This is a genomic window from Nocardia sp. IBHARD005 (assembly GCF_052814245.1).
The window spans coordinates 5,605,607-5,621,972 of sequence record NZ_CP199935.1 but is presented as its reverse complement, the minus strand read 5'-3'; the positions used below and the strand labels follow the sequence as shown (position 1 = coordinate 5,621,972).

The window sequence follows — 16,366 nt, the reverse complement described above, 5'->3', positions numbered from 1 at the left end:
TGATCTACACCCGGATATCGGTGCTGACCTGGTGATCTATTGCTCGCGGGGTGAGAGCATCGAAGGTGTCGGATCGCTGGAGGGCGGTCGTAGAGCTGGCGAGGAGTCACATCATGGTCTGGAAAGTCATCGGCATCGTCGTAGTCGCGATGATCGCGTTCTGGATTCTCGGCGCGCTGATCGAGGCGCTGATGCCCATCCTGGTGATCGCGGCGATCGGTACCGGCGTGTACCTGCTGTACAAAGCGATCGCGGGGAGCGACAAGACCCCGATCAGTTAGCCGTCTCTGGTTAGCATGGCGGGGTGCAACAGCTACCCGAGGACTGGCAGCGCGGACTGGTGATCGTCGCGCACCCCGACGACATCGAATACGGCGCCGCGGCGGCGGTGGCGCGATGGACGGGGCAGGGCAAGGACATTCGCTATCTGCTCGTCACGCGCGGCGAGGCGGGGATCGCCGGGATGCCGCCCGCGCAGGCCGCGCCGTTGCGGGAGGTCGAGGAGATCTCGGGCGCCCGCGAAGTCGGCGTGCACACCGTCGAATTCCTCGACCATCCCGACGGCCGCATCGAGGAAGGTCTCACCCTGCGCCGCGAACTGGCCGCCGCGCTGCGCAGGCATCGCCCGGAGATGGTGGTGCTGTTCAACTTCGGCGACACCTGGGCACCGGGGATGGTCAACAGCGCCGATCACCGGGCTGTCGGCCGATCGGCGATGGACGCGATCGCCGACGCGGGCAACGAATGGATTTTCCCCGAACTCGCCGATCTGCCGCCGTGGTCGGCGCGCTGGGCCGCCGTCGTCGGCCCGGTCGCCACTCACGCCGTCGATGTGAGCGCGCACCTGGAGCAGGCGCGCGCGTCGCTGTCGGCGCATCGGCGGTATCTGCAGGTGCTGAGCCCGGTGCCGGTGGCGGAGCAGGTGCGCGAAATCGTCACGTTCGCAACGGGTCCGAAGGAAGGATTCCCCGCCGAGCACGCTGTCGGCTTCGAACTGTTCACCTTCGGCGGCTGATCGGCGGGCGGCCGCCCGTGCTGGGCGCGGCCTGGGGATATGGCAGGGTGGGCGGATGCGAATAGCTGTGGTGGCCGGGCCCGATCCAGGGCATGCGTTTCCCGCGATCGCGTTGTGTCTGCGATTGCTGGCCGCGGGGGACGAGCCCGTGTTGTTCACGGGGCCGAGATGGCTGGACAAGGCCCGCTCGGCGGGGATCAGCGTGCGCAAGCTCAAGGGCCTCGCGCCGCGCCCCACCGACGACGACGCCGACGCGGGTGCCCGAATCCACGATCGCGCCGCCCATATCGCTACCGAGAACCTGCCCGAACTCAGCGCGATGCTGCCGGACCTGATCGTCTCCGACGTCCTCACCGCGGGCGGCGGGATGGCGGCCGAGCGGTTGGGATTGCCATGGGTCGAATTGTCACCGCACCCGCTCTACCTGCCGTCGAAAGCCCTGCCACCGATCGGTAGTGGCCTGGCACCGGGGGAGGGTGTGCGTGGCCGCATGCGCGATGGTGTCCTGCGCACGATGACCGCGCGCGCGGTCCGCAACGGCCACCGCCAGCGCTCCGCGGCCCGCGAGACCATCGGTCTGCCCACCGAGGACCCCGGTCCCACCGCGCGCCTGGTCGCCACCCTGCCCGCGCTGGAGATGGACCGCCCCGACTGGCCCGCCGACACCCACGTCGTCGGACCGCTGCTGTGGGAACCCACCGACGCCGTACTCCCGCTGCCCCCCGGCGACGCTCCGCTGGTAATGGTGGCGCCCTCGACCGCGCACACCGGTGTCGCCGACATGGTCGACGTGGTCATGTCCGGCCTGGCCGAACTGGGTGTGCGTGTGGCCGTCTCGACCCTGGACACCCCACCCGCGGATCTGCCCGACTGGGCTACCGCGGGCCTGGGCCGCCAGGACGAACTGCTCACCCACGCCGCGGTCGTCGTCGGGGGCGGCGGGCACGGCCTGCTCGCGAAATCCCTGGCCGCCGGCGTGCCGGTGGTAACCGTCCCCGGCGGCGGTGACCAGTGGGAACTGGCCAATCGCGCGGTGCGGCAGGGAAGTTCGGTGCTCGTGCGGCCGCTCACGCCCGAGGCCGTCGGCGCCGCGGTGCGCAAGGTACTCGACGACCCCGCCTATGCCGAAGCGGCCCGCCACGCCTGCGCCGGTCTGTCGGACGTCGCGGACCCGGTCCAGGTCTGTCACGACGCCGCGAAGGGGTAATCCGTCGCCGCGGCCGCGGTGGGTGCCGCCGGGTGCGCTGAGCGGGGCCCTGTCGGCTCTCGCCCAGCGCGAGTATCTTTGGCAACGTGCGATTGACCGAATTCCAGGAGCTGATGCACACCGAGTTCGGCGCGGCGCGCGCCGACGCCATGCTGACCGATCACGTGATACCCCAGCTGGGGCGCACGGGGGCGGTCGCGATCGACAGCGGCGTCGACCCACGCGAGGTATGGCGGGCGCTGTGTGCCGACTTCGACGTCCCCCCGAACCGGTGGTGATCAGGCAATGGCCGTGACAGCGCAGAACTCGCAAACGCGACCGTATCGGTTCGACGAACGGCTGCGGATGATCCCGGTCGACCCCGAGACCCTGGCGGTCAGGGTCTCCCTCGCCGACCCGAACGATTTCCCCGGCCTGCGCAGGCTCGGCATCGCGTTGATGCTGCTCGGGCGGTACGACGAGGCCCTCGACCGGCTCGATCAGGCACTCGAGCTGGCCGACACCGAGCAGCGCCTGGTCACCGTCTGGATCAACCTGGCCGATGTCTACCGGTACCAGGGCGAACCGGGATACGCCGAGATCCTCTACCGCCGGGCGCTGCACGCCAGCCGTGCGCTCGACGACCCGGACCTCGTGTCCTTCGCCACCCACCACCTGGGTAAGTCGCTGGCCGAACAGCACCGGCCGCAGGAGGCGCGTCAGCTCCTCAACGAGGCCATGCGGCTGCGCGTGACCGACGGCGATTCCGAGCTCATCGAGTCCACCCGCGCGGCCCTGGATCACCTCGACGAACTGGCGCTGCCGCTGCCGCCGGTGATCGAGGAGCTGCTCGGGCCGGTGCCGGAGTGGTCGGATGAGCACGAGGGCTGTGACGGGAATCTGGTGCGGTCGGGCGGGTACTGGATCAAGCGCGGCCCGCGCGCGGTGGCCGAGTACGCGCGGCTGAGCTGGTTGCGCGACAACGCGATCGCGGTGCCGGAGGTGGTCGCGTTCGCCGAGGACGTCCTGGTCCTCGCCGATGCGGGTGAATCGCTCGCCGGTCAGGCCGACCCGACCGAAGTCGGTGCGCAGATGGGCCGTGCCCTGCGGTCGCTGCACGATCTTGCGGTGGCGGAGTGCCCCTTCGCCGGTGGTCTCGATGTCACCCTCGCCCGCGCCCACCGCCATGTGGTCGAAGGTTTCGTCGACACCGCGGATTTCGACGACGATCACCGTGACCTCTCGCCTGCCGCGATACTGTCCCGGCTCCGGGAGCGGCGCCCGGCCGAAGACCTCGTCGTCACGCACGGCGACTTCACGCCGGGCAATGTGCTCACCGGTGGCCTGCTGATCGATGTCGCGGCACTCGGCCCCGGTGACCGTTATCACGACCTGGCGCTGGCCGAGCGCGACCTGGCCGGGGACTTCGGGGTCGAGGCGGTCGCGGCGTTCTACACCGCCTACGGCCTGACCGAACCCGATCGCGCCAAGCTCGACTACTACCGGCTGCTCGACGAACTGTTCTGAGGACCGCGTCTCAACTGGTCTTGGCGTAGTGGCGCGCGGCCTTGGTGCGATTGCCGCAGGTTGCCATGGAATGCCAGCGCCGGGTGCCGTTCTTGGACGTGTCGTAGAAGAACAGCACGCAATCGGGGTGCGCGCACTGGCGGATCCGGTGCGGTGCCTGCGCGATCAGGTGGAGCAGATTGTCGGCGGCGAGCCAGCCGGGTAACCACACCGGGTCGTCGACCTCGGGGATGTCGCGGGGGCCCTCGTCGGTGAGTTCGCGGCGGATGCGCCCGTGCGCGAGAACCCGGTTCAGTGCGGCGTGATCGGCACGGGTGACGGCGTCGTGCACGGCATCGCGCGCGGTGTGCAGCGCGGTGCGAGCGTGGTTGTCGACGGGTACCTGATCGGCGAGACCGATGAGCTCCAGCCATGTGCGCAGCCCGTCGAGATCGGCGAGCAGATCACCGGGTTCGGCGCCCGCCCACCGGGTGTTGAGCAGGTCGAGAGCGGGGGGTTCGCCGGTGTGCGGACGGGGATCGCGCATGCCCGAGGTTAACAACACGACCCTCCTAACTGTCTATAAATGTTTCAAGGGTTGACGAAGGGGTGACCTCATCTTATGTTCTAACTGTTGAACATCGGATAAACGGTTAAGCATTTCAGGAGGAAACCATGACCGCCGTCGCAGCGCCTCTGCTCACCACCGGCCATATCGGACTCAACGTCGCCGACCTCGACCGTTCCGTCGACTTCTACCGCCGTGGCCTGGGCTTCGAACAGCTCGGCAGCGGCGCCGACGGCGACCGCCGCTGGGCCTTCCTCGGTCGGGGCGGTGCGCTGGTGCTCACGTTGTGGCAGCAGAGCAGCGGCGAATTCTCCACCAGCACCCCGGGGCTGCATCACCTGTCGTTCCAGGTCGACGACCTCGACACGGTGCGCGTGGTCGAGTCGGCGCTGCGTGCGATCGATGCCGAGTTCTTCCACGACGGTGTGGTCGCCCACGGCGAGGGGGCCTCCTCCGGTGGCATCTTCTTCGCTGATCCCGACGGAATCCGGCTCGAGGTCTTCGCCCCGCTGGGCGCCGCCGCCGCACCCGCACCGGCCGGGCCTGCACCGACGTGCGGATTCTTCTGACTCGCAGGCAATTTCACGTCGTCGACCAGGAGGGCGAGGATGTTTCACTCCGGCGAGCTGGCCGTACAGCACCGCATGGGGCAGGCCGCGGCGGCTGCCAGGGTCGGCCGCTCGATCCGTACCGGGATTCCGGCGGTTGCCGCGTCCTTCCTGGCCGAGCAGTCGATGGTGGTGCTCGGCGCCGCCGATCCGGCAGGGCGCCTGTGGGCGAGTCCGCTCACCGGTCCCGCCGGGTTCGTTCACGCGGTCGGTGACGCGACCATCGACATCGACACGCTGCCCGAAGACGCTGATCCGCTGTCGGTGGCGCTGTCGAGTGAGGTCGAGGTCGGGTTGATCGCGCTGCAACCGCAGCGCCGTCGGCGGATGCGCGTCAACGGCACCTCGGCGGTGCGTGCGGGTGGGCTGCGGATCACCACCGAGCAGGTCTACGCGAACTGCCCGAAGTACATCTCGCGCAGGCAGATTCGGGAGGTGGCGGCGGCCGGTGCGCCCGGCCCGGTCTGGCGCGGTACGGCGCTGACCACCGCCGCGGTCGAGATGGTCGGTGCCGCCGATACGTTCTTCGTCGCCACCGCCGACGACAACGGGCATGCCGACGCCTCGCACCGCGGCGGCAATCCCGGCTTCCTGCAGGTTCTTTCACCGACGCGATTGCGCTGGCCGGACTACCGCGGCAACTCGATGTTCATGACACTGGGCAACCTCGCCGTGCAACCCCGCTGCGGGCTGCTCGTCGCCGACTGGTCGACCGGTGCGCTGCTCCAGCTCACCGGCCGTGCCGAATTGGTCTGGGAAACGGCGGCGTTCACCTCCGGTGCGCAGTGCGCCGTCGATTTCACCGTCGAGCAGGTGGTGCGACGCCCCGGTGCGCTCGCTGTGCGCTGGGGGCCGCCCGAGCTCTCCCCGAACAATCCATGATCACACCGAAAGGCTGTTCCCCATGCGACCACCGCTGCCACCCTTCGACCTCGATACCGCCCGCGCGAAGGTGCGCTTCCAGTACGAATGGCACGACGAGTCGGGGCAGTGGTGGCGCAGCTACGGCAACGAGCAGTGGGAGTTCGCGCCGGACGGGCGGATGGCGCGGCGTGAGGCCGGCGTCAACGATGTGCGCATCGAACAATCGCAGCGGCGGATCTTCGGGCCATGCGCCGAGGGCGACGACTCGGTGCTGCCGCAGCACTGACCGCTGGTTTCGCTCCCGGATTGCCGGTCGGAGCGGCTGCTGCGCGTGTTGGTGGGCGCGTCGCTTGACTCGAATGGGTGTTCGACTAACCTGGGCGCCAGAACTTGTCGGTGCCGGCCTCTACTGTGGGCGCCAACCAGAGAGACACTCACCTCGAGAAGGGGCGCACATCATGGCACCGCAGGCCTACGATCGCGACAAAGCGCTGGAACTGGCACTGGCGCAGGTGGAGAAGAGCTTCGGCAAGGGCGCGGTCATGCGTCTCGGCGAGGAGACCCGTCAGCCGATCGCCGTCATCCCCACCGGCTCCATCGCGCTCGACGTCGCGCTCGGTATCGGCGGGTTGCCGCGCGGTCGCGTCGTGGAGATCTACGGCCCGGAATCCTCGGGTAAGACCACCGTCGCGCTGCACGCCGTGGCCAATGCCCAGGCCGCGGGCGGTGTCGCCGCCTTCATCGACGCCGAGCACGCCCTAGACCCCGATTACGCCCGCAAGCTGGGCGTCGACACCGACGCACTGCTGGTCTCCCAGCCCGATACCGGTGAGCAGGCCCTGGAGATCGCCGACATGCTGGTGCGCTCCGGCGCCATCGACATCCTCGTCATCGACTCCGTTGCCGCCCTGGTGCCGCGTGCGGAAATCGAAGGCGAGATGGGCGACAGCCACGTCGGCCTGCAAGCCCGCCTCATGAGCCAGGCGCTGCGCAAGATGACCGGCGCGCTCAGCAACTCCGGCACCACCGCGATCTTCATCAACCAGCTGCGCGAGAAGATCGGCGTCATGTTCGGCTCGCCGGAGACCACCACCGGTGGTAAGGCGCTGAAGTTCTACGCCTCCGTGCGCCTGGACGTGCGCCGCATCGAAACCCTCAAGGACGGCAGCGACGCGGTCGGCAACCGTACCCGCGTGAAGGTCGTCAAGAACAAGGTCGCCCCGCCGTTCAAGCAGGCGGAGTTCGACATCCTCTACGGCCACGGCATCTCCAAGGAGGGCTCGCTCATCGATATGGGTGTCGAGCACGGCTTCATCCGCAAGTCCGGCTCCTGGTACACCTACGAGGGCGACCAGCTGGGACAGGGCAAGGAGAACGCCCGCAAGTTCCTGCTGGAGAACAAAGATGTGTGCGACGAGGTCGAGAAGAAGATCAAGGAGAAGCTGGGCATCGGCGCCGTACTGACCGCCGAGGCCGACGCGCCCGCCGACTTCTGAGCCGATGACCACGCCGAGCCCCGGCGGCCACCGCGATTCGGCCGACCCGGTCGAACAGATGCGCAGGCAGCTGGCTCGCCTCGGAATCGAGGTCGAGCCGGAGCCGGTGCTGCCGCCCGCGGTGGGCCGCGGCAAGGGTGTGGCCGATGAACTCGTCCGGTCGGCTCGCGACAAGCGAGCCGACCCGGACGCGAAGAGGATTCGGTCGGGTGCGGGCGATCCGCAGCGCGCGCACCCGACCGGATTCACCGATGGTGACAAACCACCGCATTTCGCTGCGCGGGTTGGTGTTGATCATGAAGAGTGGGGGAGCGAGGGTCGGCGACGGCCCCGCGGCGCCCGACGCGAACGTAGGTCCGCGCGGCGCGACGAAGTCTCCCTGTCGACCGTCGTCGGTGGTGACGACGGACGGCAGGCGGATCCGGTGGCGGCCGGATCCCAGCCGGGAGAGCCCGACAGGCGGGCCGGCACACGCCGGCTCGCCCCGGGCGACCGTCCCGATGCGACTCTGGAACAGGCCAAAGACGCCTGCCTGCGATTGCTCTCTCTCCGTGCTCGCAGCCGCGCGGAACTGGAGAAACGACTCGGCGAGAAGGGCTTCCGCCTCGAGGTGACACAGGCCGCTCTCGAACGGTTCGCCGAAATCGGCCTGATCAACGACGCCTCGTTCGCCGAACAGTGGGTCCACGAACGACACACCTACTCCGGCCGGGGCAAAAAGGCCCTCCACCGTGAGCTGCGCGAGAAGGGCGTGGCCCCGAGCGACGCCGAAGAAGCGTTGTCGATGGTCACCGACGACGCCGAAAACGCCCGCGCCGCCGACCTGGTCCGCCGAAAACTCCGCACCCTTCCCCGCGAGATGGAACGCGACAAGGCAGTGCGCCGCCTCGTCGGCATGCTCGCTCGCCGTGGCTACGACCAATCCACCGCCTTCGCCGTCGTCACCGCCGAACTCGACGATGCGGGGTTCGAACGCACCCCGCCCCGCTCCGCCCGTGCTGTCTCCGAGAGCGAGCAGACAGCGCGACCGCATTCCATCGAGGCAGACGGCTCGTGGCAGACACGCCGCTCGCTGTCGCGTGGTGCCGGGGGCACTGGTTCGGCGGACACCGGCGAAGCCTTCAGCGATACCGCCGAACCGGATGCTGCCCGCCGTTCGACCGCGCGCCCGACTCCCGGCGACGAACAAGCCGCCATCGACCTGGTTCGTCGCAAGCTCCGTTCCATGCCCGCCGATCTGGACCGCACCAAAGCCACCCGCCGTCTGGTCGACATGCTCGCCCGGCGCGGCTACAGCTCATCAACGGCTTTCGCGGTGGTGAAAGCAGAACTGTCGCAGGTGGATCGGTGAGGTCCGCAGGGCTGTGGCACTACGCACCAGCTTGTCCCGGAAGTATGGCGTGGCGCCCGGGGGGGAAGCCACGCGGGAGCCGTGGTGCGACAAGGTTTTCGGTTGCGGAGACAAGCGTTGAACTGCCGCAAGGGCTGTACGCGGCGCGTAAGATGATCACGCCTGGCGAAACCTGTTTTCGCGCAGGCTGATTCGCCGCATCGGTGATCATGCGGGTGTGGGGACGCCGATGTTTCACCCCGATTCGGGGTGGGAAATCCGGGGAGCAGGGCCGTAGGCGGCCGCCGAACGACGGGGAGGTGGACACTGGACGCGTGGTGGTCGTTCGTGGTGAATCGGCGGGAGCAGTTGCTGGTCGATTCTTACCTGCATGTGTCGGCGGTGGTGCAGTCGCTGGTGCTGGCGACCGTGATCGCGGTGGCGCTCGGGGTGCTCGTGTACCGGAGCCCGCTCGGGTCCGCAGCCGCTACCGCGACGGCGGGGGCGATTCTGACCGTGCCCTCGTTCGCGCTGCTGGGATTGCTGATTCCGTTTCTCGGGCTCGGCGTCGGGCCGACGATCGTGGCGTTGGTGCTGTACGCGCTGCTGCCTATTCTGCGTAATACGGTGCTCGGATTGTCGTCGGTGGATCCGGCGGTGACCGATGCCGCGCGTGGTCTCGGCATGAACCGGTTGCGCCTGCTGACCAAGATCGAACTGCCCCTTGCCTGGCCGTCCATTCTCACCGGAATGCGGGTCAGTACCCAGATGATCATGGGCATCCTGGCACTGGCGGCCTATGCGAAAGGCCCCGGCCTCGGCAACGTGATCTTCTCGGGGCTCTCCCGCCTCGGCAGCCCGAACGCGGTGCCGCAGGCGCTCACCGGCACCGTCCTCATCGTCGTGCTCGCACTCGCACTCGACGGCGTCCTGGTTCTGCTCGGACGACTCACTATTGGCGAGGGGAATTCGTGACTGACATCGAAACCACCAAGGCGGCGACGGCTACCGCGGTCTCCGGGGTCGAGATCGTCCTCGACCGGGTCACCAAACGCTATCCCGAACAGGCCGAACCCGCGGTCGACGAGGTCTCCATGACCATCCCGGCCGGGGAGATCGTGGTGCTGGTCGGCCCGTCCGGCTGCGGCAAAACCACCACCATGCGGATGATCAACCGGCTGATCGAACCCACCTCGGGCACCGTCACGATCGGCGGCCGCGACGCGGGCGCGATCGACGCCGACCAATTGCGGCGCGGCATCGGCTATTCGATCCAGCAGGCCGGCCTGTTCCCGCACATGACCGTCGCCAAGAACATCGCCACGGTGCCCGGCCTGCTCGGCTGGGACCGCCGCCGCATCGCCGCACGCACCGACGAGATGCTCACCCTCGTCGGCCTCGACCCCGGCACCTACCGCAACCGCTACCCCCGCCAGCTCTCCGGCGGACAGCAGCAGCGCGTCGGCGTCGCCAGGGCACTGGCGGCCGACCCGCCGGTCCTGCTCATGGACGAGCCGTTCGGAGCGGTCGATCCGATCACCCGCGGACTGCTGCAAGACGAATTGCTCCGCCTGCAAAGCGAACTCGGCAAGACCATCGTCTTCGTCACCCACGACTTCGGTGAAGCGGTGAAGCTGGGCGACCGCATCGCTGTCCTCGGCGACCGCTCCCGCATCCTGCAGTACGACACCCCCGCCGCGATCCTGGCCGCCCCCGCCGACGAGACAGTCGCCGGTTTCGTGGGCGCCACCGCCACCATCGACCGGCTCGGCCTCACCGTCCTCGCCGACATGGACCTGGACCAGGGCATCGCCGTCGAGGAGAGCGACTCTCCCACGGCCCTGACCACGGCCCTGCGCGAGGCCGACCGAACCTGGGGCATCGTCCTCGACGCACAGCGCCGCCCACTGCGTCGGGTCTCGACAGACGAACTCGCCCACGCGGACTCACTGCACGAGCTCGGCACTCCAATCGGCACCACCCTTCCCGCCGACGCCACTCTCCAGGACGCGCTGGCCGCGCTTCTCACCGAACGCACCGCCTCCGCCGTCGTCGTCGACAACACCGGCACCTACACCGGAACCGTCACCGTCGACACGCTGATCGGCCATCTGGCCGCGACAGAAGCCGCGCCGGCATGACGGCCGAGCCGCGATCGACCCCGATCGCACCGAGGTCGACGACACCAGCAGACGGCGTCGCCGTCTGCGACCCATCGCATCGTCTACCGGGGGCATCGGCGTCGAGCACCGGGCGTGGCACCGAGCGATCGGCGCCACGAATGCCGATCGAATCCGAGCAGGCACAGGGGGCGGCGCGATGACGAATGCCGTTTCTGTTCGGACGAACTCGATAGTCGACGTCCCCGCCGCGACCGCCGCACCCGCCACCCAGCGCCGCGCCGAATTCCTGCGCCTGCTGGTCCAGCCGGTGATCGTGCTGATCCTCACCGTCGGTGTCCTCGTCTGGGCGTTCCGGCGCGATCTCACCGTCACCCAGCAGGCCAGTATCAGCGTGCGCAATGTCGCCCAGGTGACCTGGCAGCACATCCTGATCACGGCGGCGGTCGTGCTCATCGTTGTGGTGCTGGCCGTGCCGCTCGCGACAGTGCTCACCAGGTCCCGATTCCGTCGTCTGGCACCACTTTTCGTCGGCATCGCCAATATCGGGGCGTCCGCTCCGGCGATCGGGCTGATCGTGCTGTGCTATCTGGTGACTCGCACCACCGGGTTCTGGGTGGGGGTCGCGCCGATCGTGTTCTGCTCGCTGCTGCCGGTCCTGCGCAATACGATCCTGGGCTACCAGCAGGTCGACCCGGCACTGATCGACGCGGGCCGGGGGCAGGGCATGTCGGCCGGACTGGTGTTGCGCCGCATCGAGTTCCCCCTGGCCGTGCCCTACATTCTGGCCGGTCTACGCACCTCGCTGGTGCTGGCCGTCGGCACCGCCACCCTGTCGTTCATGGTGAGCGCGGGCGGGCTCGGCATTCTCATCGACACCGGCTACAAACTGCGCGACACCGTGACATTGACACTCGGCGCCGTACTCGCTGTCGCGCTGGCACTGTTCGTCGACTGGCTCGGTGCGCTGGCCGAACAGTTCCTCGGGCCGAGGGGGTTGCGGTGAGATTCACCGGATTGTTGCGCGGGCTCGTCCCGGTGCTGAGCGTGCTGGTGCTCGCGAGTTGCGGTCTGCAGTCGGGTGGTTCGGTGCCGCTGCCGGTCGGCCCGGGCAGCATCGAACCCGTGCCCGAACTCGACGGTGTCGCGGTCACGGTGGGCTCCAAGGATTTCACCGAGGCCAACATCCTGGGCTACATGATCGAATTCGCGCTCACGGCCGCGGGCGCGAATGTGCGTGACCTGACCAATATCCAAGGCTCCAACAGCCTGCGCGACGCGCAACTGAACGGCCAGATCGACATCGCCTACGACTACACCGGCACCGGCTGGATCAACTACCTCGGCAAGGAGAAGCCGATCCCGACCGAGGCGGCCCAGTTCGACGCGGTACGCGAGGCCGACCTCGCCGAGCACGACATGGTCTGGGCGGCGATGGCGCCGATGAACAACACCTACGCCCTCGTCACGAGCAAGAGCAACGCCGAGCAGACCGGGGTACGGACGCTGTCGGACTACGCGAACCTCATCGCGAAAGATCCCGGTGCCGCGACCACCTGCGTCGGCACCGAGTTCAATGTCCGCCCGGACGGCTACCCCGGCCTGGCAGGCGCCTACGGGATCGACCTCGGCAAGGCCCACCGTCAGATCGTCCAGGACGCGCTCGTCTACCAGGCCACCGCCGACGCGAAACAGTGCCGATTCGGCTCGGTCGCCGCCACCGACGGCCGCATCCCGGCCCTCGAGCTGGTGCTGCTCGAAGACGACAGGGCCTTCTTCCCGAAGTACAACGCGTCGCTGGTCATGCACCGTGACTTCGCCGACGCCCACCCCCAGGTCGTCGGGGTCATGGCCCCGATCTCGGCCCGGCTCACCAACGAGGTGATCACCGAACTCAACCGTCAGGTCGACATCGACGGCCGCGAACCCGCCGAGGTCGCCCGGGACTGGATGGTCGCCGAGGGACTCGTCACCGCAGGCTGATCCACCGCGGCGGTTTGCCGACGTCTGGACGTTCGACACCGCCGAGGTCATGGGCACCGAGCGGACCGATCCGGCGGTGTTCACCGCGGTGGTCGAGTTCGCGAAGGCCATCGGTATGGTGCCGATCGAATGGCACAAGGAGAAGGCGGGTTACGTTCGGCCGTAAACAGGATCGGGCCGCTGCTGCGCGCATTCGGCCTCATCGGCGAGGACCAGGAACAACAGTGGGGCCCGATCCGGTCGGATCAGGCCCCACTGTTGTTGGTGCGGTTACTTCTTGGTGATGTCTACGCCGGGCGCGGCGTCGGTGAGGATCGAGTCGGCGGCCAGCACCGCACCACCGCTCTTCTTCCGCGACCGCAACCGCTTTTCGAGGGTGGTGGCCAGGAAGCTCAGCGCCATGTTGAGCGAGATCATGATCAGCGCGATGACGATCAGCGCGGGGATCGTGTTCTGCAGCGACGCACCCTCTTGCTGACCCGACCGCACCAGCTCCACATAGGTGATCTGGTAGCCCAGCGCGGTGTCCTTGAGCACGACCACCATCTGCGAGACCAGGGCGGGCAGCATCGCGGTGACGGCCTGCGGGAGCAGGATCAACCGCATGAGCTGGTTCTTGCGCAACCCCAGCGCGACGGCGGCTTCGGTTTGTCCCTTGGGTAGGGACTTGATACCGGCGCGCACGATCTCGGCGATGACCGCGGAGTTGTAGATGACCAGCGCGATGACCACCGCGGCCAGCGCGAGCTGATCGGAGGGGAACAGGTCGTAGTCGCCGAATACCGCGAACAGGAAGATCATCAAGATCAGCACCGGGATCGCCCTGGCGAGCTCGACGACCGTCCCGGCGACCCAGCGCACCCACGTGTGGTCGGACAGGCGCAGGATCCCGAAGATCATGCCGAAGAACACCGAGCCGATGATCGAGATGACCGCGGCGGTGAGGGTGCCTTCCAGGCCGGGCAGGAGGTAGGTCTCCCAGATCTCGGCTTCGAGGAACGGTTTCCACTTGGCCGCGGTGAACTGGTCCTTGTCGGCGAAGGCGTCGTAGAGCCACCAGCCCGCGCCGACGAGCACGATCACGACCAGGACCGAGTACAGGTTGTGCCGCAGCCGGGCGCGGGGCCCTGGAGCGTCGAACAGAACCGAAGCGCCGCTCATCGTGCCACCTCGTATCGCTTGGCCAGCCAGCCGAAGAACAGCCCGGTCGGCAGGGTGAGGACGACGAAGCCGAGCGCGAAGATCGCACCGATCGTGAGAATGGCGGCTTCGTTCTCGATCATCGCGCCCATCAGGTACGCGGCTTCGGCGACGCCGATGACGGAGGCGACCGTCGAGTTCTTGGTCAGCGCGATCAGCACACTGCCCAAGGGTGCGATGACGGCCCGGAAGGCTTGGGGCAGCACGATCAAACGGAGGTTCTGGGCGAAGCCGAAGCCCAGCGATCGGCCCGCTTCGGACTGGCCGAGCGCGACGGTATTGATGCCAGAGCGCAGCGATTCGCAGACGAAAGCGGCGGTGTAGACGCTCAGCCCGATGATCGCCCAGCGATAGTTGATGACTTTGATCTCGTCACTGCCGAGCGTCCACCCGAGGGTGCTGTACAGGCCGAGTGAGGTGAATACCAGGATCAGCGTGAGCGGAGTGTTGCGAAAAATGGCCACATACGCCGCGCCGATCCAGCGCGCGACCGGGATCGGAGACACGCGCATACCGGCGACGACGGTACCGATGACGAGCGCACCGATCGCCGAGAAGAAGGTGAGTTTGATTGTTACCCAGAACGCATCGAGGATTTGGTTGTCATACCTCGAGATCAGGTCGAACACGGACGCGCGTCCTCCGATCGGTGTGAAAGCCAGCAGGACAACATCGCATCGGTGACCCGGGAATCCCCGGGCCACCGATGCGATGGTCGATCAGTAGCGGTCGACGACCGGCGGCGCGGGCACCGTGATGCCGGTACCGGCGAAGTTCTTCTCCTGGGCGGCCTTCCACGAACCGTCATCGATCATCGCCTGGATGGCGTCGTTGACCTTGCCGCGCAGCTCCGAATCGCCCTTCTTCAGGCCCACGCCGTACTTCTCGGTGGTGAAGGTCTTGTTCACCAGCTTGAAGGTGCCCGGCGACTGCGCGGCGTAACCGGCGAGGATCACGTTGTCGGTGGTGACCGCGTCGATCGCACCGCTACGCATCGCCTCGATGCACAGCGAGTAGGTGTCGTAGGTCTGCAGCTGCGCCTGGGTGTAGTTCTTCTCGATGTTCTGGGCCGGGGTGGAGCCCTTCACCGAGCAGACCTTCTTGCCCGCGAGGGAATCGGGACCGGTGATGTCGGTGTTGGCGGCAGGCACCAGCAAGTCCTGGCCCGCGATGTAGTAGGGGCCGCCGAAATCGACCTTCTCCTTACGCTTGTCGTTGATCGAGTAGGTGGCCACGACGAGGTCGACCTGGCCGTTCTCGATCAGCGTCTCGCGCTGCGCCGACGGCGCTTCCTTGAAGGTGATGTTGTCCGCCTTCACGCCGAGCTTGTCGGCAACGTACTTGGCGACGTCGACGTCGAAGCCGCTGTAGGTGCCGTCGGTATTGCGCAGGCCGAGACCCGGCTGGTCGAACTTGATGCCGATGGTCAGCTTGCCGTCCTTGGCGTTGTCCAGGGCCGACTTGTCGTCACCGCCACCACAGGCCGCGGTGACGGTGGCTGCCAATACCAGTGCCGCTGCGCCGATTCCGACGCGCATCGCACGATTGATCCTCATGGGTTTCCTTCTCCTTGTGACAATGGTGCTGCGAGTCAGTGACTGAGAATCTTGCCGAGGAAGTCCTTGGCGCGTTCGGATTTCGGTGCGGTGAAGAAGGCTTCGGGCGCGGTGTCCTCGACGATCTCGCCGTCGGCCATGAACAGCACGCGATCGCCTGCCCGGCGCGCGAAGCCCATCTCGTGGGTGACCACGAGCATGGTCATGCCCTCCTTGGCGAGGGCGACCATCACGTCGAGTACCTCGTTGACCATCTCCGGGTCCAGTGCCGAGGTCGGTTCGTCGAACAGCATGACCTTGGGGTCCATCGCGAGCGAGCGGGCGATGGCCACGCGCTGCTGCTGACCACCGGAGAGCTGGGCCGGGTACTTGTCGGCCTGGTTGGCGATGCCGACCCGCTCGAGCAAGGCCATGGCGTGCTTGCGCGCTTCGTCTTTCTTCTTCCCGCGGACCTTCGTCGGCGCCAGCATGACGTTCTCGACGATCGTCTTGTGCGCGAACAGGTTGAACGACTGGAACACCATGCCCACCTCGGCGCGCAGCGCGGCGAGAGCCTTGCCCTCGTCGGGCAGTGCGACGCCGTCGATGGCGATGTCACCGGAGTCGATCGGTTCGAGGCGATTGATGGTGCGGCACAGGGTCGATTTCCCCGAACCCGACGGGCCGAGGACGATCACGACCTGCCCACGGGGCACTTCGAGGTGGATATCGCGCAGGACATGGAGCTCACCGAAGTGTTTGTCCACGTTGCGCATCGAGATCATCGGCGGAGCAGCGGTGGCGGCTGCGGCGTCGGCGTTCCCGTTCGCGGGTGCGGCGTCGTCGGTCATGGTGAGAAACCTTATGTCCATTCTGGAGAATTGCCCGGCTTTCCAAGACATGCCGTGACGGCACGCCGACACGACACCTGCTGGTAACCCGGTGGCAGCCCGTT

Annotated in this window: 18 protein-coding genes and 3 pseudogenes; 16 read left to right on the top strand and 5 right to left on the bottom strand. The window is 67.6% G+C overall.

Features of this window, described 5'->3' with window-relative positions:
* Nucleotides 1-113 precede the first annotated feature (113 nt).
* The 5 genes from ACTWPB_RS26495 (at nucleotide 114) to ACTWPB_RS26475 (ending at nucleotide 3,728) form a co-directional block, all read left to right on the top strand.
* The gene (locus ACTWPB_RS26495) at nucleotides 114-281 is read left to right on the top strand and encodes a hypothetical protein (protein WP_446223216.1); all 168 of its coding nucleotides are present in this window, start codon (nucleotides 114-116) and stop codon (nucleotides 279-281) included.
* A 23-nt stretch (nucleotides 282-304) separates the two neighbouring features.
* Complete coding sequence (locus ACTWPB_RS26490) at nucleotides 305-1,015, top strand: PIG-L deacetylase family protein (RefSeq protein ID WP_446223215.1); 711 nt, start codon at nucleotides 305-307, stop codon at nucleotides 1,013-1,015.
* 55 nt (nucleotides 1,016-1,070) lie between these two features.
* Nucleotides 1,071-2,222 carry a glycosyltransferase gene (locus ACTWPB_RS26485; RefSeq protein ID WP_446223214.1) on the top strand — a complete coding sequence of 384 codons (1,152 nt, stop codon included), beginning with the start codon at nucleotides 1,071-1,073 and terminating at the stop codon, nucleotides 2,220-2,222.
* A gap of 86 nt (nucleotides 2,223-2,308) precedes the next feature.
* Nucleotides 2,309-2,500 (top strand): DUF3046 domain-containing protein, encoded by a 192-nt coding sequence (locus ACTWPB_RS26480; protein ID WP_446223213.1) that lies wholly within the window; start codon nucleotides 2,309-2,311, stop codon nucleotides 2,498-2,500.
* Nucleotides 2,501-2,507: 7 nt separating this feature from the next.
* On the top strand, nucleotides 2,508-3,728 hold the full coding sequence (locus ACTWPB_RS26475; protein WP_446223212.1) for a phosphotransferase: 1,221 nt from the start codon (nucleotides 2,508-2,510) through the stop codon (nucleotides 3,726-3,728).
* 10 nt (nucleotides 3,729-3,738) lie between these two features.
* Here the strand turns inward: ACTWPB_RS26475 and ACTWPB_RS26470 are convergent, their stop codons facing one another.
* The gene (locus ACTWPB_RS26470) at nucleotides 3,739-4,254 is read right to left on the bottom strand and encodes a CGNR zinc finger domain-containing protein (protein ID WP_446226494.1); all 516 of its coding nucleotides are present in this window, start codon (nucleotides 4,252-4,254) and stop codon (nucleotides 3,739-3,741) included.
* A 128-nt stretch (nucleotides 4,255-4,382) separates the two neighbouring features.
* Between ACTWPB_RS26470 and ACTWPB_RS26465 the strand changes: the two genes are divergently transcribed.
* The 11 genes and pseudogenes from ACTWPB_RS26465 to ACTWPB_RS26415 form a co-directional block, all read left to right on the top strand.
* Nucleotides 4,383-4,844: a VOC family protein gene (locus ACTWPB_RS26465; RefSeq protein ID WP_446223211.1), complete on the top strand. Its 462-nt coding sequence runs from the start codon at nucleotides 4,383-4,385 to the stop codon at nucleotides 4,842-4,844.
* 39 nt (nucleotides 4,845-4,883) lie between these two features.
* The gene (locus ACTWPB_RS26460) at nucleotides 4,884-5,765 is read left to right on the top strand and encodes a pyridoxamine 5'-phosphate oxidase family protein (protein ID WP_446223210.1); all 882 of its coding nucleotides are present in this window, start codon (nucleotides 4,884-4,886) and stop codon (nucleotides 5,763-5,765) included.
* A gap of 61 nt (nucleotides 5,766-5,826) precedes the next feature.
* Nucleotides 5,827-6,033, top strand: a pseudogene (locus tag ACTWPB_RS26455) (DUF1348 family protein); the annotation flags it as partial.
* A 172-nt stretch (nucleotides 6,034-6,205) separates the two neighbouring features.
* Nucleotides 6,206-7,243 (top strand): recombinase RecA, encoded by a 1,038-nt coding sequence (gene recA, locus ACTWPB_RS26450; protein ID WP_446223209.1) that lies wholly within the window; start codon nucleotides 6,206-6,208, stop codon nucleotides 7,241-7,243.
* A gap of 508 nt (nucleotides 7,244-7,751) precedes the next feature.
* Nucleotides 7,752-8,216 (top strand): annotated as a pseudogene (locus ACTWPB_RS26445) (regulatory protein RecX); the annotation flags it as partial.
* A gap of 63 nt (nucleotides 8,217-8,279) precedes the next feature.
* Nucleotides 8,280-8,594 carry a hypothetical protein gene (locus tag ACTWPB_RS26440; protein ID WP_446226493.1) on the top strand — a complete coding sequence of 105 codons (315 nt, stop codon included), beginning with the start codon at nucleotides 8,280-8,282 and terminating at the stop codon, nucleotides 8,592-8,594.
* A 306-nt stretch (nucleotides 8,595-8,900) separates the two neighbouring features.
* Entirely contained in the window at nucleotides 8,901-9,548 is a 648-nt protein-coding gene (locus ACTWPB_RS26435) for an ABC transporter permease (protein WP_446226492.1), read from the top strand.
* Nucleotides 9,545-10,714, top strand: a complete 1,170-nt coding sequence (locus ACTWPB_RS26430; RefSeq protein WP_446223208.1) for an ABC transporter ATP-binding protein — start codon at nucleotides 9,545-9,547, stop codon at nucleotides 10,712-10,714. Before ACTWPB_RS26435 ends, ACTWPB_RS26430 begins: the two co-directional genes overlap by 4 nt.
* Before the next feature lie 178 nt (nucleotides 10,715-10,892).
* Complete coding sequence (locus tag ACTWPB_RS26425) at nucleotides 10,893-11,699, top strand: ABC transporter permease (RefSeq protein ID WP_446223207.1); 807 nt, start codon at nucleotides 10,893-10,895, stop codon at nucleotides 11,697-11,699.
* Nucleotides 11,696-12,676: a glycine betaine ABC transporter substrate-binding protein gene (locus tag ACTWPB_RS26420; RefSeq protein WP_446223206.1), complete on the top strand. Its 981-nt coding sequence runs from the start codon at nucleotides 11,696-11,698 to the stop codon at nucleotides 12,674-12,676. The genes ACTWPB_RS26425 and ACTWPB_RS26420 overlap by 4 nt, the downstream gene beginning before the upstream one ends.
* Before the next feature lie 22 nt (nucleotides 12,677-12,698).
* Nucleotides 12,699-12,833: pseudogene (locus ACTWPB_RS26415) on the top strand (3-hydroxyacyl-CoA dehydrogenase NAD-binding domain-containing protein); the annotation flags it as partial.
* A gap of 113 nt (nucleotides 12,834-12,946) precedes the next feature.
* On the opposite strand, the gene ACTWPB_RS26410 reads toward ACTWPB_RS26415, so the two are convergent.
* The 4 genes from ACTWPB_RS26410 to ACTWPB_RS26395 form a co-directional block, all read right to left on the bottom strand.
* Nucleotides 12,947-13,837 (bottom strand): amino acid ABC transporter permease, encoded by an 891-nt coding sequence (locus ACTWPB_RS26410; RefSeq protein ID WP_446223205.1) that lies wholly within the window; start codon nucleotides 13,835-13,837, stop codon nucleotides 12,947-12,949.
* On the bottom strand, nucleotides 13,834-14,505 hold the full coding sequence (locus tag ACTWPB_RS26405) for an amino acid ABC transporter permease (protein ID WP_446223204.1): 672 nt from the start codon (nucleotides 14,503-14,505) through the stop codon (nucleotides 13,834-13,836). Before ACTWPB_RS26405 ends, ACTWPB_RS26410 begins: the two co-directional genes overlap by 4 nt.
* A gap of 90 nt (nucleotides 14,506-14,595) precedes the next feature.
* Nucleotides 14,596-15,432: a glutamate ABC transporter substrate-binding protein gene (locus tag ACTWPB_RS26400; RefSeq protein WP_446223203.1), complete on the bottom strand. Its 837-nt coding sequence runs from the start codon at nucleotides 15,430-15,432 to the stop codon at nucleotides 14,596-14,598.
* Between the two features lie 35 nt (nucleotides 15,433-15,467).
* Nucleotides 15,468-16,196, bottom strand: a complete 729-nt coding sequence (locus ACTWPB_RS26395; protein ID WP_446226491.1) for an amino acid ABC transporter ATP-binding protein — start codon at nucleotides 16,194-16,196, stop codon at nucleotides 15,468-15,470.
* Nucleotides 16,197-16,366: the final 170 nt, after the last annotated feature.

What these genes read in the sequence shown, in the direction of transcription:
- ACTWPB_RS26495 (WP_446223216.1), top strand. Translation starts at nt 114, where the DNA reads ATGGTCTGGAAAGTCATCGGCATCGTCGTAGTCGCGATGATCGCGTTC.
- ACTWPB_RS26485 (WP_446223214.1), top strand. Translation starts at nt 1,071, where the DNA reads ATGCGAATAGCTGTGGTGGCCGGGCCCGATCCAGGGCATGCGTTTCCC.
- ACTWPB_RS26475 (WP_446223212.1), top strand. Translation starts at nt 2,508, where the DNA reads ATGGCCGTGACAGCGCAGAACTCGCAAACGCGACCGTATCGGTTCGAC.
- ACTWPB_RS26470 (WP_446226494.1), bottom strand. Translation starts at nt 4,254, where the DNA reads ATGCGCGATCCCCGTCCGCACACCGGCGAACCCCCCGCTCTCGACCTG.
- ACTWPB_RS26465 (WP_446223211.1), top strand. Translation starts at nt 4,383, where the DNA reads ATGACCGCCGTCGCAGCGCCTCTGCTCACCACCGGCCATATCGGACTC.
- ACTWPB_RS26460 (WP_446223210.1), top strand. Translation starts at nt 4,884, where the DNA reads ATGTTTCACTCCGGCGAGCTGGCCGTACAGCACCGCATGGGGCAGGCC.
- recA (WP_446223209.1), top strand. Translation starts at nt 6,206, where the DNA reads ATGGCACCGCAGGCCTACGATCGCGACAAAGCGCTGGAACTGGCACTG.
- ACTWPB_RS26425 (WP_446223207.1), top strand. Translation starts at nt 10,893, where the DNA reads ATGACGAATGCCGTTTCTGTTCGGACGAACTCGATAGTCGACGTCCCC.
- ACTWPB_RS26410 (WP_446223205.1), bottom strand. Translation starts at nt 13,837, where the DNA reads ATGAGCGGCGCTTCGGTTCTGTTCGACGCTCCAGGGCCCCGCGCCCGG.
- ACTWPB_RS26400 (WP_446223203.1), bottom strand. Translation starts at nt 15,432, where the DNA reads ATGAGGATCAATCGTGCGATGCGCGTCGGAATCGGCGCAGCGGCACTG.
- ACTWPB_RS26395 (WP_446226491.1), bottom strand. Translation starts at nt 16,196, where the DNA reads ATGATCTCGATGCGCAACGTGGACAAACACTTCGGTGAGCTCCATGTC.